Annotated in this window: 18 protein-coding genes and 2 pseudogenes; 19 read left to right on the top strand and 1 reads right to left on the bottom strand. The window is 59.4% G+C overall.

Going from position 1 to position 26716, the window contains the following annotated elements; translation table 11 throughout:
* The first annotated feature begins 6 nt into the window (after positions 1-6).
* The 6 genes from pilH to PST29_RS28410 all read left to right on the top strand — a co-directional run bounded on the left by pilH (position 7) and on the right by PST29_RS28410 (position 10496).
* Positions 7-372, top strand: a complete 366-nt coding sequence (pilH, locus tag PST29_RS28435; RefSeq protein ID WP_042941009.1) for a twitching motility response regulator PilH — start codon at positions 7-9, stop codon at positions 370-372.
* Between the two features lie 10 nt (positions 373-382).
* A complete protein-coding gene (locus PST29_RS28430) occupies positions 383-922 on the top strand; it encodes a chemotaxis protein CheW (RefSeq protein WP_060844872.1) in 540 nt (179 codons plus the stop codon).
* Positions 923-1061: 139 nt separating this feature from the next.
* Positions 1062-3125: a methyl-accepting chemotaxis protein gene (locus PST29_RS28425; RefSeq protein WP_060841527.1), complete on the top strand. Its 2064-nt coding sequence runs from the start codon at positions 1062-1064 to the stop codon at positions 3123-3125.
* Between the two features lie 24 nt (positions 3126-3149).
* The gene (locus tag PST29_RS28420; RefSeq protein ID WP_060844871.1) at positions 3150-9059 is read left to right on the top strand and encodes an Hpt domain-containing protein; all 5910 of its coding nucleotides are present in this window, start codon (positions 3150-3152) and stop codon (positions 9057-9059) included.
* On the top strand, positions 9052-9504 hold the full coding sequence (locus tag PST29_RS28415; protein WP_060844870.1) for a chemotaxis protein CheW: 453 nt from the start codon (positions 9052-9054) through the stop codon (positions 9502-9504). Before PST29_RS28420 ends, PST29_RS28415 begins: the two co-directional genes overlap by 8 nt.
* A gap of 83 nt (positions 9505-9587) precedes the next feature.
* Positions 9588-10496: a hypothetical protein gene (locus PST29_RS28410; protein ID WP_060844869.1), complete on the top strand. Its 909-nt coding sequence runs from the start codon at positions 9588-9590 to the stop codon at positions 10494-10496.
* Between the two features lie 21 nt (positions 10497-10517).
* On the opposite strand, the gene PST29_RS28405 is transcribed toward PST29_RS28410, so the two are convergent.
* Entirely contained in the window at positions 10518-11087 is a 570-nt protein-coding gene (locus PST29_RS28405) for an NADAR family protein (protein ID WP_060844868.1), read from the bottom strand.
* Between the two features lie 392 nt (positions 11088-11479).
* Here PST29_RS28405 and PST29_RS28400 point away from each other — a divergent pair, with 392 nt between their 5' ends.
* From PST29_RS28400 to PST29_RS31385, 13 genes and pseudogenes are all read left to right on the top strand, one after another.
* Positions 11480-11998, top strand: coding sequence for an Hcp family type VI secretion system effector (locus PST29_RS28400; protein ID WP_047305413.1), 519 nt, complete (start codon positions 11480-11482; stop codon positions 11996-11998).
* Positions 11999-12094: 96 nt separating this feature from the next.
* A pseudogene (gene tssI / locus PST29_RS28395) lies at positions 12095-14187 on the top strand (type VI secretion system tip protein TssI/VgrG).
* Positions 14184-14732 (top strand): annotated as a pseudogene (locus PST29_RS28390) (DUF4123 domain-containing protein); the annotation flags it as partial. The pseudogenes tssI and PST29_RS28390, both read left to right, overlap by 4 nt.
* A 230-nt stretch (positions 14733-14962) precedes the next feature.
* Positions 14963-18781, top strand: a complete 3819-nt coding sequence (locus tag PST29_RS32175) for a toxin VasX (RefSeq protein ID WP_060844867.1) — start codon at positions 14963-14965, stop codon at positions 18779-18781.
* The gene (locus tag PST29_RS28380) at positions 18774-19844 is read left to right on the top strand and encodes a hypothetical protein (protein WP_232513186.1); all 1071 of its coding nucleotides are present in this window, start codon (positions 18774-18776) and stop codon (positions 19842-19844) included. The genes PST29_RS32175 and PST29_RS28380 overlap by 8 nt, the downstream gene beginning before the upstream one ends.
* A 19-nt stretch (positions 19845-19863) precedes the next feature.
* Entirely contained in the window at positions 19864-20499 is a 636-nt protein-coding gene (locus tag PST29_RS32055) for a hypothetical protein (protein WP_148659680.1), read from the top strand.
* Positions 20500-20653: 154 nt separating this feature from the next.
* Complete coding sequence (locus PST29_RS31400; protein ID WP_082729307.1) at positions 20654-21562, top strand: DUF4199 domain-containing protein; 909 nt, start codon at positions 20654-20656, stop codon at positions 21560-21562.
* Positions 21563-21581: 19 nt separating this feature from the next.
* Positions 21582-22217 carry a hypothetical protein gene (locus PST29_RS28370; RefSeq protein ID WP_060844866.1) on the top strand — a complete coding sequence of 212 codons (636 nt, stop codon included), beginning with the start codon at positions 21582-21584 and terminating at the stop codon, positions 22215-22217.
* Between the two features lie 154 nt (positions 22218-22371).
* Entirely contained in the window at positions 22372-23277 is a 906-nt protein-coding gene (locus PST29_RS31395; protein ID WP_082729306.1) for a hypothetical protein, read from the top strand.
* Positions 23278-23296: 19 nt separating this feature from the next.
* Complete coding sequence (locus tag PST29_RS32050; protein ID WP_148659679.1) at positions 23297-23932, top strand: hypothetical protein; 636 nt, start codon at positions 23297-23299, stop codon at positions 23930-23932.
* A gap of 154 nt (positions 23933-24086) precedes the next feature.
* Positions 24087-24995, top strand: coding sequence for a hypothetical protein (locus PST29_RS31390; protein ID WP_082729345.1), 909 nt, complete (start codon positions 24087-24089; stop codon positions 24993-24995).
* A 19-nt stretch (positions 24996-25014) separates the two neighbouring features.
* Entirely contained in the window at positions 25015-25650 is a 636-nt protein-coding gene (locus PST29_RS32045; protein WP_148659678.1) for a hypothetical protein, read from the top strand.
* Between the two features lie 154 nt (positions 25651-25804).
* A complete protein-coding gene (locus PST29_RS31385; protein WP_082729305.1) occupies positions 25805-26710 on the top strand; it encodes a hypothetical protein in 906 nt (301 codons plus the stop codon).
* Positions 26711-26716: the final 6 nt, after the last annotated feature.

Genomic DNA, 26716 nt, shown 5'->3' with positions numbered 1-26716 from the left:
AAGACCATGGCTCGTATTCTGATCGTCGATGACTCGCCGACTGAAATGTACAAACTCACCGGCATGCTGGAAAAGCACGGCCATGAAGTGCTCAAGGCCGAGAACGGTGCCGACGGCGTGGCCCTGGCCCGGGAAGAAAAGCCCGATGCGGTACTGATGGACATCGTCATGCCCGGCCTCAACGGCTTCCAGGCCACCCGCCAGTTGACCAAGGATGCCGAGACCAGCCATATCCCGGTGATCATCATCACCACCAAGGATCAGGAAACCGACAAGGTCTGGGGCACTCGCCAGGGCGCCAAGGACTACCTGACCAAGCCGGTGGACGAAGAGACCCTGATCAAGACCCTGAACAGCGTCCTGGCCGGCTGATCGCCCGGCCATGAGCGAAACCCAGACCGCCTTCGAGCTGCTGCTGGAGATCGACCAGCGCTGCCGCCTGCTGGCCGCCGACCTGCCGTCCCAGGAAACCTGCCAGCACGGCTGGAGCGGTATCGGCTTCCGCCTCGGGGAGCACTGGTACGTGGCCGCCATGGGCGAAATCAGCGAGGTGCTGCACGAGCCGCGCTACACCCTGCTGCCCGGGGTCAAACCCTGGGTCAAGGGCGTGGCCAACCTGCGCGGGCGGCTGCTGCCGATCATGGACCTGTGCGCCTTCTTCGGTCATGAGCTGTCGCCCCTGCGCAAGCAGCGGCGGGTGCTGGTGGTGGAGTACAAGGAACTGTTCGCCGGCCTGCTGGTGGATGAAGTGGCGGGCCTCAAGCATTTTGCCCAGGACAGTCTGGAGCCCGGCCCCGGCGACTTTGCCATTGCCGCGATCAACCCCTACCTGCAGGGGCAGTTTCGCAGCGACCAGCTCTGGCAGGTCTTCAGCCCCTTCGCCCTGGCCCGCTCGCCGGCGTTTCTGCAGGTGGCGGCGTGAGCCTCGCCCGGTCCCGCTTGCCCTGCGTTCGCTGTACCCCGGCCAGCCTTGCTGCCCTGGTTCCATCCATGCTGCCCGAGCGTTGCGTGCGCCCCGGGCTCCTGAAAGCGGGATCACCCGCTCGCCACAGGCCTGATCGATGACCAAAGCCAAAACCGGCAAGCCCCTGGAGGGCTCCCGCAGCCGCTCGCAGATCATCGTGCTGTTCATCGCACTGATCGTGTTCATCATGCTGCTGTTCGCCAACTTCGCTTACCTGAACACCCAGGCCACCTACGACAAGCAGTACATCGGCCATGCCGGCGAGTTACGGGTGCTGTCCCAGCGCATCGCCAAGAACGCCACCGAAGCGGCAGCCGGCAAGGCTGCGGCGTTCAAGCTGCTGGGGGATGCGCGCAACGACTTTGCCCAGCGCTGGAGCTACCTGAAGAAGGGCGACCCGGCCACCGGCCTGCCCGGCGCGCCGGTGGTGCTGCGCCAGGAAATGCGCGCCGTGCAGCTGGACTGGGAAAAACTGCTGAAGAACGCCGATGTCATCCTCGGCAGCGAGCAGACGGTGCTGTCCCTGCATCAAGTGGCGGCGACCCTGGCGGAAACCGTGCCCCAGTTGCAGGTGGAATACGAGAAGGTGGTGGAGATCCTCCTGCAGCGCGGTGCCCCGGCCGCCCAGGTGGCCATGGCCCAGCGCCAGTCGCTGCTGGCCGAGCGGATTCTGGGGGCGGTCAACACGGTGCTGGCCGGCGACGAAAATGCGGTCCAGGCCGCCGACGCCTTTGGCCGGGATGCCGCGCGCTTCGGCCAGGTCCTCAACGGCATGCTGCAGGGCAACCCAGGGTTGAAGATCAGCCAGGTCGAAGACCCGGACGCCCGGGCCCGGTTGGCGGAAATTTCCGAATTGTTCGAGTTCGTCTCCGGTTCCGTGGACGAGATCCTCGAAACCTCCCCCGAGCTGTTCCAGGTCCGCGAATCGGCGAGCAACATCTTCAGCCTGTCCCAGACCCTGCTGGACGAAGCCTCGCTGCTGGCCACCGGCTTCGAGAACCTGGCCGGCAGCCGCAAGCTGGACACCATCGGCGGTTATGTCCTGGGCCTGCTGGCCCTGGCCTCGATCATCCTCATCGGCCTGGTGATGGTCCGCGAAACCAACCGCCAGCTGCGGGAAACCGCCGAGAAGAACGAGCGCAACCAGAACGCGATCATGCGCCTGCTGGACGAGATCGAGGACCTGGCCGACGGCGACCTGACGGTGACCGCCTCGGTGACCGAGGACTTCACCGGGACCATCGCCGACTCCATCAACTATTCCGTCGACCAGCTGCGCGACCTGGTGGCCACCATCAACCTCACGGCGGGGCAGGTGGCCGGCGCGGTGCAGGAAACCCAGGCCACCGCCATGCAACTGGCCGAAGCCTCCGAGCACCAGGCCCAGCAGATTTCCGAAGCCTCCACGGCGATCAACGAGATGGCCCAGTCCATCGATCAGGTGTCGGCCAACGCCGCCGAGTCCTCGGCGGTGGCCGAGCGTTCGGTGGAAATCGCCAACAAGGGCAACGAGGTGGTGCACAACACCATCCACGGCATGGACAACATTCGCGAGCAGATCCAGGACACCGCCAAGCGCATCAAGCGCCTGGGCGAGTCCTCCCAGGAAATCGGTGACATCGTCAGCCTGATCGACGACATCGCCGACCAGACCAACATCCTGGCCCTCAACGCGGCGATCCAGGCCTCCATGGCCGGCGATGCCGGGCGCGGTTTCGCCGTGGTGGCCGACGAAGTGCAACGGCTGGCGGAGCGCTCCTCGGCCGCCACGCGGCAGATCGAGACCCTGGTGCGGGCGATCCAGACCGACACCAACGAAGCGGTGATCTCCATGGAGCAGACCACCACCGAAGTGGTGCGCGGCGCGCGTCTGGCCCAGGACGCGGGGGTGGCCCTGGAAGAGATCGAAGGCGTGTCCAAGACCCTGGCGGCGCTGATCCAGAGCATTTCCAACGCGGCCCAGCAGCAGACCACGTCAGCCGGGCAGATCTCCCTGACCATGAACGTGATCCAGCAGATCACCTCGCAAACCTCGTCCGGCTCCACCGCGACCGCCGAGAGCATCGGCAACCTGGCGAAAATGGCCAGCCAACTGCGCCGCTCGGTGTCCGGCTTCACCTTGCCGGCCACCCGGGCCCCGGCCCCGAATGACAATCGCTGACGCAAGGCCTTGACGGGAGTGGTGATGGTGGACCGGCATGACTATGTGGCCCTGGAATGGGTCAAGGGCGAAATTGCCGAAACCTTGAAGCAGGCGCATCAGGCCTTGGAACACCTGGCGGATGACCCCCAGGACCCGGATGCCCTCGGCCAGTGCCTGGCGGGGATCCACCAGGTCCATGGCAGTCTGCAGATGGTGGAGTTCTACGGCGCCGCGCTGCTGGCCGAGGAAATGGAAAAGCTCGCCCTGGCCCTGCAGCAGAACCGGGTGGCCCAGCGCGACGAAGCCCTGCGCCTGCTGCGCCAGGCCATCGGCCAACTGCCCCAGTACCTGGACCGGGTGCAGAGTGCCCGCCGCGACCTGCCCCTGGTGGTGCTGCCGCTGCTCAACGATCTGCGCAGTGCCCGGGGCGAAGGCCTGCTCTCGGAAACCAGCCTGTTCAGCCCGCAACTGCCCAGCCTGCCGACCCTGTCCGACAAGGCCCTGGCGGCTCTGGAGCCGCTGGAGTTTCCCACCCAGATGCGCAAGTTGCGGCACCTGCTGCAAACCGCGCTGGTGGACCTGCTGCGCGAGCAGGACGCCGAACACTGCCTGGGCCACATGGCCAAGGTCTTCGAACGCCTGGAGGCGCTGTGCCAGGACGCACCGCTGGCGCCCTTGTGGCACATCGCCTCGGCCCTGGTGGAAGGCATGCGCCAGGGCGTGATCGCCAACAGCCCGGCGGTGCGCAGCCTGCTCAAGGACGCCGACAAGGAACTCAAGCGCCTGCTGGAACAGGGCATGCCCGGAATCAACCAGGCCGCGCCCGACGAATTGCTCAAGAGCCTGTTGTTCTACATCGCCAAGGCGCGCCACCCCACCCCATTGATGCTGACCATGAAAGAACGTTACGGACTGGACGACGCGCTGCCCGACAGCGCGGTGGTGGATGAGGAACGGGCCCGCCTGGCCGGGCCCGACCGCGATGCCATGCGCTCGGTGCTGACCGCGGTGTGCGATGGCCTGGTGCGGGTCAAGGAGCGCCTCGACCTGTTCGTGCGCAGCGACCGCCAGCACACCGGCGACCTGGACAGCCTGCTGTCTCCTTTGCGGCAGATCGCCGACACCCTGGCGGTGCTGGGTTTCGGCCAGCCACGCAAGGTGATCATCGACCAGTTGGCGGTGGTCCAGAGCCTGGCCCAGGGCCAGCGCGCGCCGGACGACGCGGTGCTGATGGATGTGGCCGGGGCCTTGTTGTATGTCGAGGCGACCCTGGCCGGGATGGTCGGCACCGTGGAGCCGGAAAGTCCCGAGGACAGCCGCCTGCCCACCACCGACCTGACCCAGATCCATCAGTTGGTGATCCAGGAAGCCCTGGTCTGCCTGCGTCAGGCCAAGGACCTGATTGGCGAGTGCATCGAGGCCGACTGGGAGCGCGAGCAACTGGTGTCGGTGCCCGAGTTGCTGACCCAGGTGCGCGGCGCGCTGGCGATGATCCCGCTGCCCCGTGCCGCCAGCCTGATGGAAGCCTGCAATCGCTTCATCAGCGAACAGCTGCTGCAGGATTCGCCCCGGCCGGACTGGCGGCAACTGGACCACTTGGCGGATGTGATCACCAGCCTTGAGTACTACCTGGAGCGCTTAAAGGAGGACCACCAGGCGCCGGGGGAGAAGTTCCTCGACCTGGCGGAGCAGGGCCTGACGGCCCTGGGGCATGCCCCCGTGGCGCAAGCGGCATTGCCGGAGCGGCCCGCAAGCGGCGGCGAGGCGCTGGCGCTGCCGGTGTCCCAGGCAGCGGACGAGCCCCGGCCGGCGCAGTCTCTGGCCGATGCGCTGGCGGCCCCGGTGTCGGCCCTCAACCCGCCGGCCCTGATCACCCCCGGCAGCCTGCTGCCGCCGCCGGTGGACGAAGAGCCGGTCGACGACGAACTACGGGAAGTCTTCCTTGAAGAAACCGAGGAAGTGCTGGACATGCTCCGCGAGTACCTGCCGCGCTGGACGGCCGAGCCCCAGGGCCAGGCCGCCCTGAGCGAACTGCGTCGAGCCTTCCACACCCTCAAGGGCAGTGGGCGCATGGTGCGTGCCCTGGTCCTGGGGGAGCTGGCCTGGGCGGTGGAGAACCTGCTCAACCGGGTGCTGGAGCACAGCGTTGCCCCCAGCGCCGAAGTCCGGCAACTGGTGGCCGACACCCTGCAGCTGCTGCCGGACCTGATCGGCGAATTCGCCGCCCGGGCCCAGCGCCAGCGCGAGGATGTCGACCGCCTCGCCGCTCGCGCCCATGCCCTGGCCAAAGGTGCCGCAGCCGACGCCCTCGCTGAAGGCCAGGCGCTGGACCCGCAGTTGCTGGAGATCTTCCGCGCCGAAGCCCAGACCCACCTGGACAGCATCCAGCGTTTTCTCGAACGGGCTGCCGAGCACCTGCCGCTGCAGGCCAGCGATGAACTGCAGCGGGCCCTGCATACCCTCAAGGGCAGCGCCTCCATGGCCGGGGTGCTGCCGATGGCCGAGCTGGCCGGGCCCTTCGACCAGTTGGCCCGGGAATACCGGGCCCACCTGATTCCCCTGGACCTGGACGAAGTCGAGCTGTTGCTGGAAGCCGAAGGCCTGCTGCGCCGCGGGTTGCGGCAACTGGACAGCGATCCGCTGGCGCCCATCGACGGTGCCCGCTCACTGGTGGGGCGCGCCCTGGCACTGCTCGGCGAGCGCCTGGAAACCCTGCTCAACGCCCCGGACGCCGCCCCCCGGGCCAAGCGCGATCCGCACTTGATCACCAACTTCCTGGCCCAGGGCATGGACATCCTGCTGGACGCCGAAAGCCTGCTGCGGCGCTGGCAGCAGCATCCCGGCGAGCGTCAGGAACTCAGTGCCCTGCTGGACGAACTGACCACCCTCGGTGAAGGCGCGCACCTGGCCGACCTGCACCCGGTGGATGAACTCTGCGAAGCCCTGCTCGACCTCTATGGCGCGGTGGAGGAGAGCAGCCTGGCGGTCAGCGAGCGCTTCTTCCACGAGGCTGAAAGCGCCCACGAGGCCTTGCTCAACATGCTCGACGAACTGGCTGCAGGCCAGGCGGTCAGCCCCTGCGCGGAGCGGGTCCAGGCCCTGCGCGATTTGCTGCATGAAGGCCTTGATCCGAGTGCCACCGGCCTGATCAAGAGCGATGGCAGTCGGGCCTTGAGCATCAGTGAACTGGGGGCGGCCACCGCGCGCCTGGAGCAGACGCCGGGGCAGGCGGACGCAGACGCGGAGATCGTCGAGATCTTCCTCGAAGAAGCGGTGGACCTCCTCGAAAGCGCCGATCAGGCCCTGCAACGCTGGTTGGCGGACCCGGAAAACGGCGCGCCGCTGTCCTCCCTGCAGCGGGACCTGCACACCCTCAAGGGGGGCGCGCGAATGGCCGAAGTGACGCCGGTGGCGGAGCTGGCCCAGGAGCTGGAGTCGTTGTACGAGGGCCTGGTGGACCGGCGCTACAGCCACAGCCAGCACCTGGGCCTGCTGTTGCGCAGCAGTCATGAGCAATTGGCGTTGCTGCTGCATCAGTTGCAGAGCGCGCAGCCCCTGGATGATTCCCGGGCTCAGGTCGAAGCCGTGCGCGCCTACCGGCAGCAGGCAGCCAGCCCCGCCGAGACGGCCGAGAACGTGCCCTCCGAGGACAGCGCGGCCCAGGATCCGGAGCTGCTGGAGATCTTTCTCGAAGAAGGCTTCGACATCATCGACAGCTCCGCCGCGGCCCTGGCGCGCTGGCAGGCCGACCCACAGGCGCGCCAGGAGGTGGAAACCCTGCTGCGGGACCTGCACACCCTCAAGGGTGGGGCGCGAATGGTGGAAATCGCCCCCATCGGCGACCTGGCCCACGAGCTGGAGTTTCTCTTCGAAGGCTTGTCCGCCGGGCTGCTGCAACCCAGCCCGGCATTGTTCACCCTGCTGCAGAAAAGCCACGACCGCCTGGCGCAGATGCTCGATGCGGCTCGCGCCGGGCAACCCATCGAGCCGGCGCAGAAACTGATCGAGGCAATCCACGACCTGAGCCATCCGCGCGTGCCGTCCGTGCCCGGGGCGCCTGCGCCGATGCCGGCGAGCAAGCCGGAGCCGGCGGCCCCCGCCGCGGAGGCCGCGGTGGTGGGCGACATGGTCAAGGTGTCGGCGGAACTGCTGGACGATCTGGTGAACCTGGCCGGGGAAACCTCGATCTTCCGGGGGCGCATCGAACAACAGGTCAATGATGCCCGGGTCGCGCTTGGCGAGATGGAAACCACCATCGAGCGCATGCGTGACCAGTTGCGGCGCCTGGACACCGAAACCCAGGGCCGCATCCTCAGTCGCCAGCAAGTGGAGGCCGAGCGCCTGGGCTACGAGGAATTCGACCCGCTGGAAATGGACCGGCATTCGCAGTTGCAGCAGTTGTCCCGGGCCCTGTTCGAGTCCGCCTCGGACCTGCTGGACCTCAAGGAAACCCTCGACCGGCGCAACCACGACGCCGAGAACCTGTTGCAGCAGCAGGGACGGATCAACACCGAATTGCAGGAAGGCCTGATGCGCACGCGCATGGTGCCCTTCGAGCGCATGGTGCCCAGGCTCAAGCGCATCGTGCGGCAGGTGGCCGAAGAGCTGGGCAAGGACGTGGAGTTCGTGGTGGGCAACGCCGAAGGGGAAATGGACCGCAACGTTCTCGAACGCATGGTCGCGCCCCTGGAGCACATGTTGCGCAATGCCGTGGATCACGGCCTGGAGGCCGCCGACGTGCGCCGCGCCGCGGGCAAGCCGCCCCGGGGGCGGATCAGCCTCGACCTGTCCCGGGAAGGCGGCGACATCATCTTCGACATGCGCGACGACGGCGCCGGGGTGCCCCTGGAAGCGGTGCGCGCCAAAGCCATCAAGCGCGGCCTGCTGGATCCGCAAGCCGCGATCAGCGACCGCGAGGTGCTGCAGTTCATCATGCAGCCGGGGTTTTCCACCGCCGAGAAGATCACCCAGATCTCCGGGCGCGGGGTGGGCATGGACGTGGTGCACGAGGAAGTGCGACAACTGGGCGGCAGCATGAGCATTGATTCGGTGGCCGGGCAGGGGGTGCATTTCCGCATTCGCCTGCCCTTCACCGTCTCGGTCAACCGGGCGTTGATGGTGCAGTGCGCCGATGAGCAGTACGCGATCCCGCTGAACACCGTCGAAGGCATCGTGCGGGTCTTGCCGGGTGAGCTGGACGCCCATTACCAGCTCGATCCGCCCCGTTACGAATACGCCGGGCAGGGCTATGACCTGTGCTACCTGGGGGAACTGCTGCACACCGTGCCGCGCCCGAAACTGCTGGGCCAGGTGCTGCCGCTGCCGGTGCTGCTGGTGCACTGCAACGAACAGCGCATCGCGGTGCAGGTGGATGTCACGGCCGGCACCCGGGAGATCGTGGTCAAGAGCCTGGGGCCGCAGTTCGCGGCGGTGCAGGGCCTGTCCGGGGCGACCATTCTCGGCGATGGCCGGGTGGTGCTGATTCTCGATCTGCTGGCGCACCTCCGTGCGCTGCAGCTCCAGGCACCGCGGCCGGGGCCGAGCGGCGAGGCCGCGGCCGCCGAAGTCCAGCCGCCACGGCCGATGCTGGTGCTGGTGGTGGACGATTCGGTCACCGTGCGCAAGGTCACCAGCCGCCTGCTGGAACGTCATGGCATGAACGTGCTCACCGCCAAGGACGGGGTCGACGCCATGACGCTGCTGGCCGAGCACACCCCGGACCTGATGCTGCTGGACATCGAGATGCCGCGCATGGACGGTTTCGAAGTGGCGATCCAGGTACGCAACGACCCGCGCCTGCAACACTTGCCGATCATCATGATCACCTCCCGCACCGGGCAGAAACACCGCGACCGGGCCATGGCCATCGGGGTCAACGACTACCTCGGCAAGCCCTATCAAGAATCGGTGCTGCTGGAAAGCATCGCCCTGTGGAGCAAGCCCCATGCTTGATCACCGCGCCAGCACCCTGACCGGTCTGTTGCTGCCCCTGGCGGACCGTACCCTGATCCTGCCCAACGTGGCGGTGGCCGAACTGATCGACTATCAGCAGGGCAGCTTCGACCTGGATTCGCCGCCCTGGTACCTGGGCCGGGTGCTGTGGCGCGAGCGGTGGATTGCGCTGATCAGTTTCGAGTCGGCCTGTGGTGGCAAGACGGTGTTGGGCGAGCGGGCGCGTATCGTCGTGCTCAATGCCCTGGGCGGACGCCCGGAGCTGAAGTTCATGGCCTTGCTGGTGCAGGGCATTCCCCGCTCCTGCAAGCTCGACAGCCAGTTGAGTTATGTCGATGTGCCGTTGGCGCCTCTGGAAAAGGCCGCGGTGCAGGTGGCCGAGCAAGTGGCCAAGGTCCCGGATCTGCTGGCGCTGGAGGAGTTGCTGGTGGGGGCGGGGGTTTAGGTCTTTGAGTGGCTGATTTTTCAGCCGTTCACTTTTGTAAGAGTGTCTGATTCTGATGGTTATATTAAATAAGGAAGGTGTTTTTGAAAGTGGAATTCGCTGAGGTCGTGTCTGTGTTTAGTGCAAAGGCGGACGTAGTGTTTGATGTCGTTCAGAAAGTTTTGAACTTTCCCTTAGGGGAAGTTCTTGTTTTCTGGGCGCTGGCAATTTCTATCACTGCGGCAGTTGTCATGAAAGTCAGAACCCGGTCGGGGATAATGCTGGGTTTCTTTGTTTCAATAGTGAGTGCAGCCTGGTTGATGGCTCATCTGTCGGCAGCGAGCATAGAGTCGAAAAAAATGATCGAGCCTTCAGTGGACCAGAGAGCCACCATCAACAAAGAAATACAAAGAATAAACAGTAAGCCTTCAGATTTTTCAGAGCCTGATAAGTTGCTTGCTAACTATCGGAAGGACTTGGCTAAGCATGATGAGCTAATAGATAAAAACTCAAGGACTCAGGATGTTGTGATGTTCTTGACGAACTTTGTAATCATGACCTTAGGTGGTCTTGGTGCTGGACTTTTGGCTTCGTTGTTGACTTCAGACAAAACGGCGCAAGACGAGATCGCTATTGAAAACGAGCGCAAGATGGAACTCTTTCATTTGTTTGAGTATGGAGTTTCATTTGTGATTATTACCACGCTCCTGTCCATGGTTTATGTTTTTTTTACTATCGGGGGGGAGGTTTTTTCAGGTGCTGTCCAAGCAGTGCTTGATGGCGTAATGACCATGTTTCTGGGGCTTCTCGGGTTTGTTTGGACTTCGAGTAATGTCGAATTCAAACGTCATAAAGTTTTGCTTTTGACCGGCTTTGTATTGTTGATCGGCTATTTTTACGTTCAGTTCATGACATTCTTCTTGCACTATCAACCGGTGGCCCTTGTCGTTTGCCTGCTCCTCGGGTTGTTTCCTTACGGCAAGTTCAGAGCATTTCTGCGCTTGCCCTTCTGAATGCTGACTGGGCCTGTGCTATTAGGTACTCGGCCCTTGTTTCAACCTGTCGCGCACTTCCATCAAGGCATACCCCAGCAGGTTCAGGCCGCGCCACTGCTCCGGCCGGCTGGCCTTGGCATCGTCCGCCGCCAGGCCAATGCCCCAGATCCGGTCCACCGGGCTGGCTTCCACCAGCACCTGATCGCGGGTGGACAGCAGGTAGTCGCCCAGGGCCGGATGCTGGCTGAACTTGGCCAGGTTGCCTTGCACCACGATCTCGAAACGCGCCTCGGACCAACGGGCGTCATCGAAGCCGCGCACTTCGCGGCCCAGCTGTTTGACGTCCGCCGGGGTGGTCGCCTTGAGGATCCGCCCGTGGGTTTCCCGGTCATCGAACAGCAGGGCCTTGCCGGCCATCATGAAGTGCTCGGCGCTGGGGTAGTGAATGCCCTCAAGCTCCAGGCCGGCGGCGAACCACTGGCTGAAGCAGCTTGGGGAGAGGCGCCCGTCGCGGGTCGGCTGGTGGCCCCAGAACATCAGGTAGTCGGGCTCAAGGCCGTGCTTGATCTGTTCCAGCAGTGTCTGGTTCGAGCGAATCGGTGTGTCCATGCTGACTCTCATCATTGTCTGCTCAGGCCATTGACTGGCCGGTCCGGCGCGCATTGTGGCCCCAGAGGGCGGCCGGATGCCAACCCTGTGGATAATCTTGCAACTGCGCAACATCTTGCGCAGTCATCTGTGGATAAGCCTGTGCACAGATCGCGGTAATGGCCTTGCTGCATGGCCTACTTCAAGGTGCGCAAGATCTTGCACAGCACTGCGCAACATGTTGCGCACTTTTCCCGGTATTTCCTCGAAAAAGTCCGCCAAACACCGCCAACAAATCAGTAACTCACTGATTCAAAACAACTAATCAGTTGCTGGCACAGACCTTGTAATCACTCCTGCAGCCCACGGTCATCCGGCCGGGGTTTCTTTAGTGATTTGCAAGGAGAGCATGCATGGCAACGCCAGCGTATATGTCGGTCACCGGCACCAAACAGGGGCTGATCACCGCCGGGGCCTTTACCGCCGATTCCGTGGGCAACACCTACCAGGAAGGTCATGAAGACCAGGTCATGGTCCAGGGCTTTCAGCACGAAGTGATCATTCCCCGCGATCCGCAGTCCGGCCAGCCCACCGGCCAGCGGGTGCACAAGCCGGTGATCATCACCAAGGTCTTCGACAAGGCTTCGCCGCTGCTGCTGGCGGCGCTGACCTCGGGCGAGCGCCTGACCGAGATCGTCATCCAGTGGTACCGCACCTCCGCCGCCGGCACCCAGGAGCACTACTACACCACCACCCTTGAGGACGCGATCATCGTCGACATCAAGGACTACATGCACAACTGCCAGGACCCGGGCAATGCCCACTTCACCCACCTGGAAGACGTGCACTTCACCTACCGCAAGATCACCTGGACCCACGAAGTCTCCGGCACTTCCGGCTCCGATGACTGGCGGACCCCGGTCACCGGCTAAGGAAGGCCGCTCGACCCTTACCGCGCCCTGGCCAGCTTCGCTGGTCCGGGCCCTTATTCATCCAGCAGTTGCACTGCCCGCATCGAGGCACAGGGAATGTTCGCCGCCGCCGACCAGACGCATTTCAGCCTGACCCTGGAGGGTCGCCCCCACGACTTTCAAGTGCTCGGCCTGCAGGGCCGGGAACGCATCAGCCGGCCCTTTGCCTTCGACCTGGAGCTGGTCAGCGAACGCTCCAACCTGGACCTGGACGCGCTGCTGCACACCCCGGCCTTCCTGCAACTGGCGGCTGATGGCAGCGGCATTCACGGGCAGATCCAGCGCATTGCCCAAGGCGACCGCGGTCGTCGCCTGAGCCACTACCAGATCACCCTCGGCCCACGCCTGGCCTATCTGGGCCAGCGCATCAACCAACGGATCTTCCAGCACCTGAGCGTGCCGCAGATCATCGCCCGGGTGCTGGAGGAACACGGCATCCTCGGCAACGACTACCACTTCCACCTCGCCGGCCCCTACCCGGAGCGCGAGTACTGCGTGCAGTACGACGAATCGGACCTGCGCTTCATCCAGCGCCTGTGCGAGGAAGAGGGCCTGCACTACCACTTTCAGCACAGCCGCGACGGGCATCGACTGGTGTTCGGCGAAGACCAGACGGTGTTCCGCAAACTGGCCCCGGTGGCCTACCGGCAAGACTCCGGCCTGGTGGCCAGCGAGCCGGTGATCAAGCGTTTCGAGCTGCGCTTGGAGGCGCGCCCCAGCCGCACCACGCGCCGCGACTACGACTTCGGAAAAACCGCGCCTGCTGATGCAGGGAGGCGGCCAAACCGCAAGAGCCAAAAGCCGAGCCGGACCTTGAAGACTACGCCTACCCCGGACGCTTCACCGACCGCGAGCGCGGCAAGCATCTGGCCAGGCGCGCCCTGGAACGGCACCGCAGCGACTACCGCCAGGCCAGCGGCCACAGCGACCAGCCAAGCCTGCGCAGCGGGCATTTCCTGCCCCTGAGCGGGCACCCCCACCCGGCCTGGAACGACCTGTGGCTGCTGACCGAAGTCCTCCACGAAGGCAAACAGCCGCAGGTGCTGGAAGAGTCCATCACCAGCGACATCCGGGCCGGAAAAGGCTTTCACCAGGGCTACCGCAACCGCTTCACCGCCACCCCCTGGGAAGTGCCCCATCGCCCGCCCTTGGAACACCCCAAGCCGCGGATTCTTGGCAGCCAGACCGCCAAGGTCACCGGCCCTCAGGACGAGGACATCCACACCGACGCCCACGGCCGGGTCAAGGTGCAGTTTCACTGGGACCGCGAGGGCCAGGGCAACGACAAGAGCAGCTGCTGGCTTCGGGTGTCCTCGGCCTGGGCCGGCGCCTGGTACGGCGCCATCGCCGTCCCCCGGGTCGGCATGGAAGTGCTGGTGACCTTCCTCGAAGGCGACCCCGACCAGCCCCTGATCACCGGCTGCCTGTACCACAAGGAAAACGTCGTCCCCTATCCGCTGCCGGCGCACAAGACCCGCAGCACCTTCAAGACCTTGAGCAGCCCCGACGGCGGCGGCTTCAACGAACTGCGCATCGAAGACAAACAAGGCGCCGAGCAGATCTTCATCCACGCCCAGCGCGACTGGGATCAGCAGGTCCAGCACGACCAGAAAATCCGCGTCGGCCACCAGCGCCACGACACGGTGGAGGCCAACAGCTACAGCGAACTCAAGGCCGAAGAACACCACACCGTGCATGGCGAGCGCAAAGTCGAAGCCCGCGCCAGTGATCACCTGAGCATCGCCGGCAGCCAGCACCTGCAACTGGGCAACGGCCTGTTCATCGAGGCCGGCCAGGAAATCCACCTCGCCAGTGGCCTGAAAGTGGTGCTCGAAGCCGGCAGCGAACTGACCCTCAAGGGCGGCGGTAGCTGGATCAAGATCGACGGCAGCGGCGTGGCCCTCAGCGGCGCCCTGGTCAATAACAACTCCGGCGGCAGCCCGGGCAGTGGCACTGGCGCGGCGCCGTTGTTGCCGGGGGTGTTGCGGGTGGCGGATGGGGATAAGCCGGGGGCCTTGTTGCAACAACGGCTCAAGGAAAAACTGCCCCTGGTGGAGCTGTGCCAGAAGCCCAAGGGAGGCACGCCCATGCAGTGTCCGCTGACCGACTGCCCGTGCAGAAAGGCCCTGCTGGCAGGAGCGTCACGATGAACACCTCAGTGCTGCTGGAGCGCAGTGAGTACCTGTTGGAAAAAATCTACCAGGCGACGGATGATCCCTCGCCCAGCCTGCTGTTCGACGCCACTGAGCTGGCGGAATGCCGCGAGCAGAGTCCGGTCTGGCTGGACTGCGCGCGCAATCCCCGGGTGCTGGAGTTCATGAGGCAGGAGCCCAAGCAGTGGCCGGGGTTGATCCTTGAAAGCTCGGTGTCCACGGACACCCTGCTGGAGCACCTGCGGCATATCCTGCTGGTGCGCTTTGGCGAACAGCGCAAGGGGGTGCTGTGTTATTGCAATCCGACCACTGCCAGTTACTTCTTTGCCGCCGATGCCGCTCAAAGCCTTGCGTTGTGGCTGGGACCTGTCTCGCGCTTGAGCTGGTATGGCGGCACCTGGGCCGATCAGGCCGAGGATAAAGAGCGCTGGCTGAGCGTCGACAACCCACACGCTGCGCAATGGAGGACGATGCCCGGAGCCGCCCCGGCTCGCCTCAGCCAGCAACAGGAGCAAGCGTTGCAGCGTCAGCGCAGAGAGTACTTCCTGTATCAATGGTGGAAGCGGCAGCGCGACCTGTCATTCACCCAAGCGAGTGAGTACCTGGAGCAGGGCATGGATCTGGGCTTCGTCCAGGCCGAGGAACTGCAGCGTTTTCTCGACCTGCGGCTGTGCTATGCCCACCACGACCTGCCGCGTCTGGCTTCACACACCAGCAATGAGGACCACCTGGAACTTTTACGTCGGCATTGGCAAGACAAGGAGTCACTGACATGAGCGCCCCCATCGGTAGCCTGAGCCCGGGCCCGGCCTGCGAAGCCGGCAAACTGATCGTCCAGGTGATCGGCAAGGATCACCCCGAGAGCCAGAAGCTGGTACTGCTGGATCAGGCCCGCAGCCCGCTCAAGGGCGAGCAGGAGCCCCTGGAACAGGAACTGTGCAGCAGTGTGTTGCACGTCTGGGACAGTGCCGGCCTGGCCAAAGGACAACTGTGCCTGGAAATCGCCACCACCCAGGGCGCGCCCATTCGCCTGCCATTGCTCGACAACCCGCGCCCCACGCCCCGCCAGAGCGATGCCCAGTGGAACCAGCTGGTGCCGGTGCTGCCCTTTGTCGCCTTGCCTGGCAGCAAAAGCGCCTACGACCTCGGCACGCCGGTGCTGGCGCGCAGTGGCTACGTCTACGTGTTCCACAAGCAGCGGCTGTGGCGCGAGCTGGAAGTGCGCATCGAGGACGGCAAGACCAGCTACCACGACATCGATGTGGCGCAGTTTCGCCAGGGCCAGAGCTTCAAGGTCGGCGAACGCAAGGCCAGCGGCCAGGCCTTGGACGACATCTGGCTACCGGCCAGTTGGAATGACCGGCGAGTGGATGATGTGCAGCTGTGCTTCTCGGAAGTCCAGCTCAGCGCCCCTCGGCTACAGCGCCTGGAGCAGGACGCCAAGCTGCGTGGCCAACGCTGCCGGAGCCCTGACCTGCGCAGCGCCGACCAACGCTTCAAACGGTTGTACAAGAACCAGCCCGACGGCACGGCGATGGTGCAGGCCTTTGCTGCTTTCGACGTGCACAACGCCACCAACCAGAGCGCCGCGTCTCGGGCCAGGACTACCTGGCTCAATCTTCAGGCGAGTGCTTTCCCGGTCAGCGTCGCCGCGCCGCAACGCCCCCGGGAGCCGGGCTACGAATGGATGCTCGAACACCCGGGTAGCTACCTGTGCGACCTGTCTGGACAATTCCCCGTTCAGGCCAGCACCCAGGCCAAGGTCTTCCTTCAAGCCTACGCCGCCGGCAACGCAGAACAGCCCCATGGGGTGGCCCTGGAACTGACCGCCATCGCCGATGCCCTGGAAGCTTCTTTGCCAGCGCCCGAACCCGAGTCCGGCAGCACGCCGGAGGCAGAGGGCGAAAAAGCCGATTTATGGCAGGCACAGGACAGCGTGGCCGACGTCCTCGAATCGGCCCGGCAACGCCAGCTCTGTGGCGTATTGCTGGACGACCCACGCTACCGCGTGCGCCATCTGCACATGCGCCTCAACACTCATCACCAGTTGCTCATGCTCTGCGCCCGCCGCGCCGCCCAAGAGCCCAACCACGGCAGTGCGCTGCTGGTGCAGCAGCTGGTGGTTCCGCGCCAGCTCGCAGGGCAGGCCAATGCACTGCATGCCGGCATGAAGAAACTCAACGACACAGGCAAACAGGCCATCAACCGCTGCACCGCCACCGTGGAGCGGGCCATGGTCTGGCAGCACATGAACAGCGCCCAGGACCTGCTGAGCGAATGCCTGGAGCAGGGCGTTACCCAACAGACCTTCGCCGACCACCTGAGCCTGGAGGGCTTTGACTACCTGGCCGCGCTGTTCACCCTGAGCCAGGCCATGGCGAGCATCGCCCTGCCGCCGGGACGGCTCGATCCACTGTCACCCACCGGCGACGTGGTGGATGCCGTGACCGGCGTCAGCCTGTACAGCCCCAAGGCCAGCCGTGCACAGAAACTGCTCAGCGGCATTGCCGAAGACACGACTTCGGCCTGGCACCAGATGCTGTGGCCAGCCAGCGACATGGAAACGGTCTGCGTGCCCTACAAGGTCCCGACCCAGGATGACCCAAACCTTGGCGATGGTTGCTTTCGTCCGACCGACTTGGCCAAGCATGAAAACCAGGTGCCTCCGTCTCCCGCGCAACAGGAGCTGCTGGACAGCGCCTTGTTGGCCACACTACTGGCTGAAGGTCGCCTGGACAGTTTTCTGACACTCAACGGCAAGAACACCAGCGCCGCTTTGATAGGTTTTTTCGAAAACCTGCAAGGCGCCGTGGACAGGGCCCGCGCCGCCACCGCCGCCCCACGCAATGCCGCCCGCCAGGCCGCGCAAACCGCCGCCGCCAGCCGAACCGCCAGTGACCAGGCCCGTGAACGTTTGAATCAAATGCGTGAGCGCCTGGGAGCTGAGGCTCGCCCGGTCAACATTAGGCTGCATGCTCGTGGCGTGCAGCAATTGCGCAGCGTATTGCCCGCCACCTTTGGTCTTGCGCGTTTTGTGCGGCGCGCAGCGGTGACAGAGGATCTCTACCTGTTTGGCCAGCAGGACCTGCCCACCCGCCAGGCAAGAGCGATCACCATCCACGGTGAGTTTCTCAGCCCCACGGGCGAGGTGCTGGGCAGCACCAACCGCACGCGCATGCCGGCAGCAGGCGTGACCAGCGCCAACCATCAGGTACTGGCTATCCCCGTTAGCGCGCCCGTTACTCAGCTGATCAGAGAGATAAACCAACAGATTAACGCCGCCCAACAGGCAGATGCCGTCGCTGCTGCCGATGCGGCAAGCAGCACCCGAGCCAGAAGCGCTTTGAACGTTGCACGTGAACATTTACACGAACAACGTGCCAGGACCCATACGTGGCGCGTGTTGAACAGCCGGCCTTTTGCGGCGGCGGTGTTGATGTTGGAGATGTGGAATGTAAGGGCGGAGGTGCAGGTGTTCGAGGAAAGTAACAGGGTGAAAGGTAGCTTTCGAGCCATTGGAGGTTTAGCAAGCGCTTCAGTTGATCTTGTTATTGCGATGGAAGAATTGACCGTTAAGTTCGTTGGAACACAATCCGCATTGGCAATGGCAAGAACACAAATACTCACCATATCTGAAGAAAGAGTGATCCAAGTCTTCGGTCCAAAATTGGCAAGTCGAGTCACTAAAGCATTTACAGCGCGGCTGTTCGGCCAATTGGGCTCAGGGATTCTTTTTGCCGGGGTAAGCCTCTATGACGCCTGGTATGCCTGGCAATGGAACGATCAGGCCATGTATGGCTATCTGCTGATGGCTGGAGGTGCACTCTCGGGTGTCGCCGCCGGCCTACTGAGCGGCATGGCCACGGTACTGGGCATGAATCCATTTGGCTGGGTAGCCTTGCTGTTGACTAGCATCGGCGCCGGTCTGGTGCTCTGGCTGAGCAGCACTCAGTTGGAAGACTGGTTAAATGCCGGGCCCTTTGGTACTGACGACAGCTCCTCAACTCAACACCTACGAGACCCGCAAGAGGCTTTCTATCGTCTGCTTGGCGTGCTCGCCGGTATCAACATCAGCATTGTCCGCAACCCGCTTTTCGAGCCAAACGCCAAACTAGACGTTCGGGAGGAAGTGCCCTACTCAGTGCGCAGTGCCAATACCCTAATTCGTATAGAAAGCCGCCTCCCAGGTTTGCTTGGCAGATTGGGGAGCATCGATATCGAGGCTGATTGTAGGCTTTGCGAAACAGTCACCCACTACAGCATCAAAGGCTCGCCCTACAGGACTGATATTCAAGCGCCAACCCTGTGTTCCATACCCAAGGCGCAGCGGCTATTTAACGATAGCCTTGAACTCTATTTTTCTACCCCGCCTGCCAATATAGATCCATCCTCCTTTAAAACCCGCAGCTGGTACTGGGCGGTTCGGGCACAGTTTGTTTTGCAAAGCAGCGGTGGAGTCCGTTACTTTCCCGCACCGGAAGTTAAAGACCCAACAGTTTACGGGCCGATTTATGCCAAGGCCGACTTCAATAAGACTGAACGCCCATTTTGGGCCGACGAACAAACGCATAAGACATTTAACAATGAATAAATTGATCGAGCCGATGCCTTATTACGGGCAGCTGGCATATAGCCCGAAAAGCATCCCGGCTCAACCCGTGTCAGTAGAGCGAAGTTGGCTAATTAAGTTTTCAGGGACACGTTTGCCTTGGGGGGGAACCAAAGACTTAGCCCCCGAAGAACTTTTATGTCATCCCTCTCCTCATGGGCTACGCACTTATGAAAAAACATTAAAAGAGCGAGAAGAGAAAATAGCACAAAAAACTTATATCCTTGCCCCATTTGAAAATATAGAACTTCATGAAAAGTATAATCATGAGCAATTTCGCTTTGCTCAGTTACCCTTAAGTTCGCAATCTTGGTTGTTCATGCATGTTTTTGGGAAGTGGATATTCATATTGCTTGCGACTGTATATGCGGTAATCAGCTTAATGGTTTCAATTGCAACCCAAGGCTCCGATATTAAAATAGGTTTTTTTGAAGCGTTCATGAGCGGGTTTTGGCCTTTCATGTTTCCCGCCTTATTGAGCTGGATAGTAGGGCACATCGTTATCAACCACTTCCCGCGCATCTGGTTTCACCCTCCAAAAAGCCCTCTCTGGGAGCTCAATCGTCGCACTGGCTTAGTCACTTTTTTCGACTACAAGCGCTTTAAAAAAGAAGGCATTATCGATGAGGTCACTGCTCCGTTCTACGAATTCGATGCCTATATTGTTACCAGCCCAGATCGTCAGGGTTCGCCCATGAACGGGTTGTTCCTGATCCATCGCTATCGCGATATTCGAATCAACTTCAATAGCCTTATCACTCCCGACAACACCCTGCAAAAGCCCTACGCGTTATGGGATTTCTTCCAGAATTTCATGGATATCAGCCGCCCACTGCCTGATATTCCAATGTACGAACCCTATCGCCACTTGGACCCGGTCACGGCCGAATACGACCGTCAACAGCAACGCCCAGCGCGTTACTGGATCGATATGGACGATGAAACCTTCAAGGCCAAGGTCAAGGAGATGCTCGGGAAGATTGATGCAATCGATACCTTCAACCGGCCCAATCTGATGGCAAACCATGTGCAGTACATTGACTGACACGGGCAGTGAAATGCTGATGGACGATTTGTTAAGCGCTGAGACTTTTGGCACTGCAGGCGCTGATGTCCAATACCTACGAGATCCGCAAGAGGCCTTCTATCGTCTGCTTGGCGTGTTCGCCGGTAACAGCATCGTCGTTGGCCGCAACCCGTTCTTCGAGCCTAAAGCCAAACTGGACTCCCGTGCTGAAGTGCCCCATTCAGTGGGCAGTGCCGATACCTTGATTCGTATAGAAAACCGACTTCCAGGTTTACTCGGCAGCCTGGGGAGCGTCGATATCGAGGCTGATTGTAGACTTTGCGAAAAAGTCACCTACTACAGCATCAAAGGCTCGCCCTACAGTACCGATATACAAACCCCCACCATGTGTTCGATACCCAAGGCGCAGCGACTGTACAGCGACAGCCTTGAGCTCTATTTTTCTACCCCTCCTGCCAATATAGATCCGTCCACCTTTAAAACTCGCAACTGGTACTGGGCGGTTCGAGCACAGTTTGTTTTGCAAGGCAGAGGTGGCGTCCGCTATTTTCCCGCACCTGAAGTTAAAGACCCAACAACTTACGGGCCGGCTTATGCCAAGGCTAATTTTAACAAGATCGAACTTCCATTTTGGGCCGACGAACAAACACATAAGGCATCTGGTAATGAATAATCCGATCGAGCTAATGTCTTATTACGGCCAAGCGGCATACAGTGCGAAAAACATTCCGAGTCAACCAGAGTCTGTAGGGCGAAGTTGGTTTCTTAAGTTTTCTGGAGTGCGTTTGCCATGGGGGAGTACTAAAGATTTAGCCCCTGAAAGTCTTTTGCAGTTCCCATCTCCTCACGGTTTACGTCTCTATGAAGCTGCTCTCAAAAGCCGAGAAGAGAAAGTGGTGCAGGGTACTTATATTCCTGCTCCGCTTGAGGGTGTAGAGTTGCATGAGAAGTATGATCAAGAAGTATTTAGGTATGCTCAGCTACCATTCCGCTCGCAGTTTTGGTTGATATTAGGGTCTTTTGGAAAGTTTGGATTCTACTTTTTTTCTTTTTTATCAATAGTTGTCAGTTTGCTCCTATCAATAGCGTCAAGAGACTTTCATCTGAAGATTAGTTTTCTTGAAGCATTTATGAGTGCGTTCTGGATCACCTTGTTCCCAGCGCTGCTATGTTGGGGGGTAAGCTACATTATTATCAACTATTTCCCTCGCCTCTGGTTTCGTCCTCCCAAAGGCCCTCTCTGGGAATTAAATCGCCGCACCGGTCTAGTCACTTTCTTCGACTACAAACGCTTCAAGAAAGAAGGTGTTATCGATGAGATAACTTCCCCCTTCTACGAGTTCGACGCCTATATCGTCACCAGCCCAGATCGTCAGGGCTCGCCTATGAACGGGTTGTTCCTGATCCATCGTTATCGCGATATTCGTATCAACTTCAACAGCCTTATTACCCCAGACAACACCCTGCAAAAGCCCTGCGCCTTATGGGATTTCTTCCAGAACTTCATGGATATCAGCCTGCCGCTGCCTGATATTCCCCTGTACGAACCCTATCGCCACTTGGACCCGGTCACCGCCGAATACGACCGTCAACAGCAACGCCCAGCGCGTTACTGGATCGATATGGACGATGAAACCTTCAAGGTCAAGGTCAAGGAGATGCTCGGGAAGATTGATGCAATCGATACCTTCAACCGGCCCAATCTGATGGCAAACCATGTGCAGTACATTGACTGACACGGGCAGTGAAATGCTGATGGACGATTGGTTAAGCGCTGAGACTTTTGGCACTGCAGGCGCTGATGTCCAATACCTACGAGATCCGGAAGAGGCCTTCTATCGTCTGCTTGGCGTGTTCGCCGGTATCAACATCAGCATTGTCCGCAATCCGCTTTTCGAGCCAAACGCCAAACTGGACGGTCGGGAGGAAGTTCCCTACTCAGTGCGCACTGCCGATACCCTGATTCGTATAGAAAGTCGACTTCCAGGCTTGCTCGGCAGCTTGGGTGGCGTTGATATCGAGGCGGATTGTCGACTCTGTGAAGTCATCACTCACTACAGCATCAAAGGCTCGCCCTACCGTACCGATGTTCAAGCGCCCACCATGTGTTCGATACCCAAGGCGCAGCGGCTGTACAGCGACAGCCTTGAGCTCTATTTTTCTACCCCTCCTGCCAATAGAGGCCCATTCTCCTTTAAAACCAGCAGCTGGTACTGGGCGGTTCGGGCACAGTTTGTTCTGCAAAGCCGCGGTGGAGTCCGTTACTTTCCCGCACCGGAAGTTAAAGACCCAACAGCATACGGGCCGGCTTATGCCAAGGCCGACTTCAATAAGACCCAACACCCATTTTGGGCCGACGAACAAACGCATAAGGCATCGGGTAATGAATAAAGCAATTGAAACGTTGCCTTACTATGAGCCAACAGCTTACAGCCCTAGTGAAATTCCAGATCAACCAACTCCGATAGAACAGAGTTGGTTGCTTAGGTTCTCAGGGGGGCGTTTGCCATGGGGGAATACACAACACGTAGTCCCCAGCAGAATCATGCAAGATCCAAAACCTTCAAGTATGCGTTTTTGGGAGGCTGCTGAAAAAGAAAAAAACGAAAAGAAAGCCAATGTGACTTACATACCTGCTATTTTTGAGGGTGTTGAACTTCATCAGAAATATGATCAAGAAAGGTATCGCTTTGCCCAATTGCCGTTCCAGTCGCAATTTTGGCTATTTATTGAGGTCTTTGGAAAATGGAGTTTTATAATTGTACTCCCTATATATCTTCTTGCCTGTTTGCTGGGTGCTGATCATCCTGAAGGTTCCTTTATCTCCAACTACTACAATAATGTCACAGAAATGTTCCCTGTTCTCATGGGGCCCTGGCTGGTCTGCTGGTTAATAGGTCACGTTGTTATAAACTATTTTCCAAAATTTTGGTTCCGCCCCCCCAAAGGCCCTCTCTGGGAGTTCAATCGCCGCACCGGCGTTGTCACTTTCTTCGACTACAAGCGTTTCAAAAAAGAAGGTGTTATCGATGAGATAACTGCCCCCTTCTACGAGTTCGATGCCTACATCGTCACCAGCCCGGATCGTCAGGGCTTGCCCATGAACGGCCTGTTCCTGATCCATCGCTATCGCGATATCCGCATCAACTTCAACAGCCTTATCACTCCCGATAACACCCTGCAAAGGCCCTGCGCGTTATGGGATTTCTTCCAGAACTTCATGGATATCAGCCGCCCCCTGCCTGATATTCCCATGTACGAACCTTATCGCCACTTGGACCCGGTCACCGCCGAATACGACCGTCAACAGCAACGCCCAGCGCGTTACTGGATCGATATGGACGATGAAACCTTCAAGGCCAAGGTCAAGGAGATGCTCGGGAAGATTGATGCCATCGATACCTTCAACCGGCCCAATCTGATGGCAAACCATGTGCAGTACATTGACTGACACGGGCAGTGAAATGCTGATGGACGATTGGTTAAGCGCTGAGACTTTTGGCACTGCAGGCGCTGATGTCCAATACCTACGAGATCCGCAAGAGGCCTTCTATCGTCTGCTTGGCGTGTTCGCCGGTATCAACATCAGCATTGTCCGCAATCCGCTTTTCGAGCCAAACGCCAAACTGGACCGTCGGGAGAAAGTGCCCTACTCAGTGCGCACTGCCGATACCCTAATTCGTATAGAAAGTCGACTTCCAGGCTTGCTCGGCAGCTTGGGTAGCGTTGATATCGAGGCGGATTGTCGACTCTGTGAAGCCATCACCCGCTACAGCATCAAAGGTGCGCCCTACCGTACCGATATTCAAGCGCCCACCATGTGTTCCATACCCAAAGCACAGCGGCTATTTAGCAACAGTCTTGAGCTCTATTTTTCTACCCCTCCTGCCAATAGAAGCCCATCCTCCTTTAAAACCAGCGGCTGGTACTGGGCGGTTCGGGCACAGTTTGTTTTGCAAACCCGCGGTGGACTCCGTTACTTCCCCGCACCGGAAGTTAAAGACCCAGCAGCTTATGGGGCGGCGTATGCCAAGGCCGACTTCAATAGGATAAAACGCCCATTTTGGGCAGACGAACAAACTCATAAGAAATTGATCAATGGATAAAATGATCGAACCAATGCCTTATTACGGGCAACTGGTATACAGCCCGAAAAGCATCCCGGCTCAAACCGCGTCAGTAGAGCGAAGTCGGTTGATTAATTTCTCAGGAACACGTTTACCTTGGGGGGGGACCAAGGACTTAGCCCCCGAAGACCTTTTGCGCCACCCCTCTCCCCATGGCCTACGTGCTTATGAAAAAGCCTTAAGGGAGCGAGAGGAAAAGATAGCACAGGGAACTTACACTCCCGCTCCATTTGAAAATATAGAAACTCATGAAAAATATGATCAGGAGAGATTTCGATTTGCCCAGTTACCATTTCGCTCACAATTTTGGTTGTTTATGCAGGTTTTTGGAAAGTACGGTTTTTATTTGTTTGCGATACTTTTTTCTTTTGTCAGCTTGTTTTTATCAATTGTTTCAAGAGATTCACAACTGAAGATAGGTTTTTGGGACGCGCTCTCGAGTGTATTCTGGCCTATCTTATTTCCAACGCTGCTATGTTGGGGGGTAGGGCATATTGTCATGCATCACTTTCCGCGCATCTGGTTTCGCCCCCCAAAGGGCCCTCTTTGGGAACTTAATCGCCGCACCGGTCTTGTTACATTCTTCGACTACAAGCGCTTTAAAAAAGAAGGCGTTATCGATGAGGTCACTGCTCCGTTCTACGAATTCGATGCCTACATCGTCACCAGTCCAGATCGTCAGGGCTCGCCTATGAATGGCTTGTTCCTGATCCATCGTTATCGCGATATTCGTATCAACTTCAACAGCCTTATTACCCCAGACAACACCCTGCAAAAGCCCTGCGCCTTATGGGATTTCTTCCAGAACTTCATGGATATCAGCCGGCCGCTGCCTGATATTCCCCTGTACGAACCCTATCGCCACTTGGACCCGGTCACCGCCGAATACGACCGTCAACAGCAACGCCCAGCGCGTTACTGGATCGATATGGACGATGAAACCTTCAAGGTCAAGGTCAAGGAGATGCTCGGGAAGATTGATGCAATCGATACCTTCAACCGGCCCAATCTGATGGCAAACCATGTGCAGTACATTGACTGACACGGGCAGTGAAATGCTGATGGAAGATTGGTTAAGCGCTGAGACTTTTGGCACTGCAGGCGCTGATGTCCAATACCTACGAGATCCGCAAGAGGCTTTCTATCGTCTGCTTGGCGTGTTCGCCGGTAACAGCATCGTCGTTGGCCGCAACCCGCTCTTCGAGCCTAAAGCCAAACTGGACTCCCGTGCTGAAGTGCCCCATTCAGTGCGCAGTGCCGATACCTTGATTCGTATAGAAAGCCGACTTCCAGGTTTACTCGGCAGCCTGGGGAGCGTCGATATCGAGGCTGATTGTAGACTTTGCGAAACAGTCACCCACTACAGCATCAAAGGCTCGCCCTACAGTACCGATATACAAGCCCCCACCATGTGTTCGATACCTAAGGCGCAGCGGCTGTACAACGACAGTCTTGAACTCTATTTTTCTACCCCTCCTGCCAATACAGATCCATCTCCCTTCAAAACCCGTAACTGGTACTGGGCGGTTCGCGCACAACTTATATTGAAGAGCTGCGGAGAAAACCGCCATTTTCCGGCTCCGGGAGTTAAGGGGCCAGCACTTTATGGGCCAGTTCATGCTAAGGCCAACTTTAATAAGGCTGAGCTCCCATTTTGGGCTGATGAAAAAAACCATAAGGTGTCAAGTAATGAATAACTTATTAGATTTGGTGCAGTACTACGGACAAGAAGCATACAAGCCTGACAGTATTCCAGGCCAATCTGAGTCGGCAGAGCGAGGCTGGTTGCTTAAGTTTTCAGGGGTGCATTTACCTTGGGGGAGTACTCAGGAGGTAGTGCCAATCCGTATCATGCAAGATCCAAAACCTGAAAGCATGCGGTTTTGGGAAAAGGCTGAAAAAGAAAAATTAATAAAAATAAATAATGGTACTTATGTTGCTCTACCTTTAGAGGGGGTTGAACTTCATCAGAAGTATGATCAAGAAAGTTTTAGGTATGCTCAGCTTCCATTTTTCTCGCAGTTTTGGTTGTTTATGAGGGGGGGTTGTAAATGGGTTTTTGTAATTCTATTAGTGTTCATGGCTTTAGCCCACTTTACTATTATGCCTGCATCGCAAAAAAACCCATGGCAATTTACGCTTGATATGTTTTTTGGTCTCTATTCATGGATATTAGGGGTTCCGCTTGTGTGTTGGGGGATAGGTAGTCTTGTCGTAAACTATTTTCCGAGTATTTGGTTTCGCCCCCCTAAAGGCCCTCTCTGGGAACTCAATCGCCGTACTGGCCTTGTCACCTTCTTCGACTACAAGCGCTTCAAAAAAGAAGGTGTTATCGATGAGACAACTGCTCCCTTCTACGAGTTCGACGCCTATATCGTCACCAGCCCGGATCGTCAGGGCCTGCCTATGAATAGCCTGTTCCTGATCCATCGCTATCGCGACATTCGCATTAACTTCAACAACTTGATTGCACCTGACAACACCCTGCAAAGACCCTGCGCCTTATGGGATTTCTTCCAGAACTTCATGGATATCAGCCGGCCGCTGCCTGATATTCCCCTGTACGAACCCTATCGCCACTTGGACCCGGTCACCGCCGAATACGACCGTCAACAGCAACGCCCAGCGCGTTACTGGATCGATATGGACGATGAAACCTTCAAGGTCAAGGTCAAGGAGATGCTCGGGAAGATTGATGCCATCGATACCTTCAACCGGCCCAATCTGATGGCCCGGCATGTGGAGTACCGTGATTGAAACCAG

It is taken from the genome of Pseudomonas sp. St29, assembly GCF_001547915.1.
Lineage (GTDB): Bacteria > Pseudomonadota > Gammaproteobacteria > Pseudomonadales > Pseudomonadaceae > Aquipseudomonas.
This window is presented reverse-complemented; position numbering and strand designations above follow the sequence as displayed.

Bases quoted from the DNA above. Each gene is read 5' to 3' on its own strand.
- PST29_RS28400 (WP_047305413.1), top strand. From the start codon at position 11,480: ATGGCAACGCCAGCGTATATGTCGGTCACCGGCACCAAACAGGGGCTG.
- PST29_RS32055 (WP_148659680.1), top strand. From the start codon at position 19,864: ATGGACGATTTGTTAAGCGCTGAGACTTTTGGCACTGCAGGCGCTGAT.
- PST29_RS28405 (WP_060844868.1), bottom strand. From the start codon at position 11,087: ATGGACACACCGATTCGCTCGAACCAGACACTGCTGGAACAGATCAAG.
- PST29_RS28420 (WP_060844871.1), top strand. From the start codon at position 3,150: ATGGTGGACCGGCATGACTATGTGGCCCTGGAATGGGTCAAGGGCGAA.
- PST29_RS28430 (WP_060844872.1), top strand. From the start codon at position 383: ATGAGCGAAACCCAGACCGCCTTCGAGCTGCTGCTGGAGATCGACCAG.
- PST29_RS28415 (WP_060844870.1), top strand. From the start codon at position 9,052: ATGCTTGATCACCGCGCCAGCACCCTGACCGGTCTGTTGCTGCCCCTG.
- PST29_RS28380 (WP_232513186.1), top strand. From the start codon at position 18,774: ATGAATAAATTGATCGAGCCGATGCCTTATTACGGGCAGCTGGCATAT.
- PST29_RS31395 (WP_082729306.1), top strand. From the start codon at position 22,372: ATGCAAGATCCAAAACCTTCAAGTATGCGTTTTTGGGAGGCTGCTGAA.
- PST29_RS31385 (WP_082729305.1), top strand. From the start codon at position 25,805: ATGCAAGATCCAAAACCTGAAAGCATGCGGTTTTGGGAAAAGGCTGAA.
- pilH (WP_042941009.1), top strand. From the start codon at position 7: ATGGCTCGTATTCTGATCGTCGATGACTCGCCGACTGAAATGTACAAA.
- PST29_RS28370 (WP_060844866.1), top strand. From the start codon at position 21,582: ATGGACGATTGGTTAAGCGCTGAGACTTTTGGCACTGCAGGCGCTGAT.
- PST29_RS32050 (WP_148659679.1), top strand. From the start codon at position 23,297: ATGGACGATTGGTTAAGCGCTGAGACTTTTGGCACTGCAGGCGCTGAT.
- PST29_RS28425 (WP_060841527.1), top strand. From the start codon at position 1,062: ATGACCAAAGCCAAAACCGGCAAGCCCCTGGAGGGCTCCCGCAGCCGC.
- PST29_RS32175 (WP_060844867.1), top strand. From the start codon at position 14,963: ATGAGCGCCCCCATCGGTAGCCTGAGCCCGGGCCCGGCCTGCGAAGCC.
- PST29_RS32045 (WP_148659678.1), top strand. From the start codon at position 25,015: ATGGAAGATTGGTTAAGCGCTGAGACTTTTGGCACTGCAGGCGCTGAT.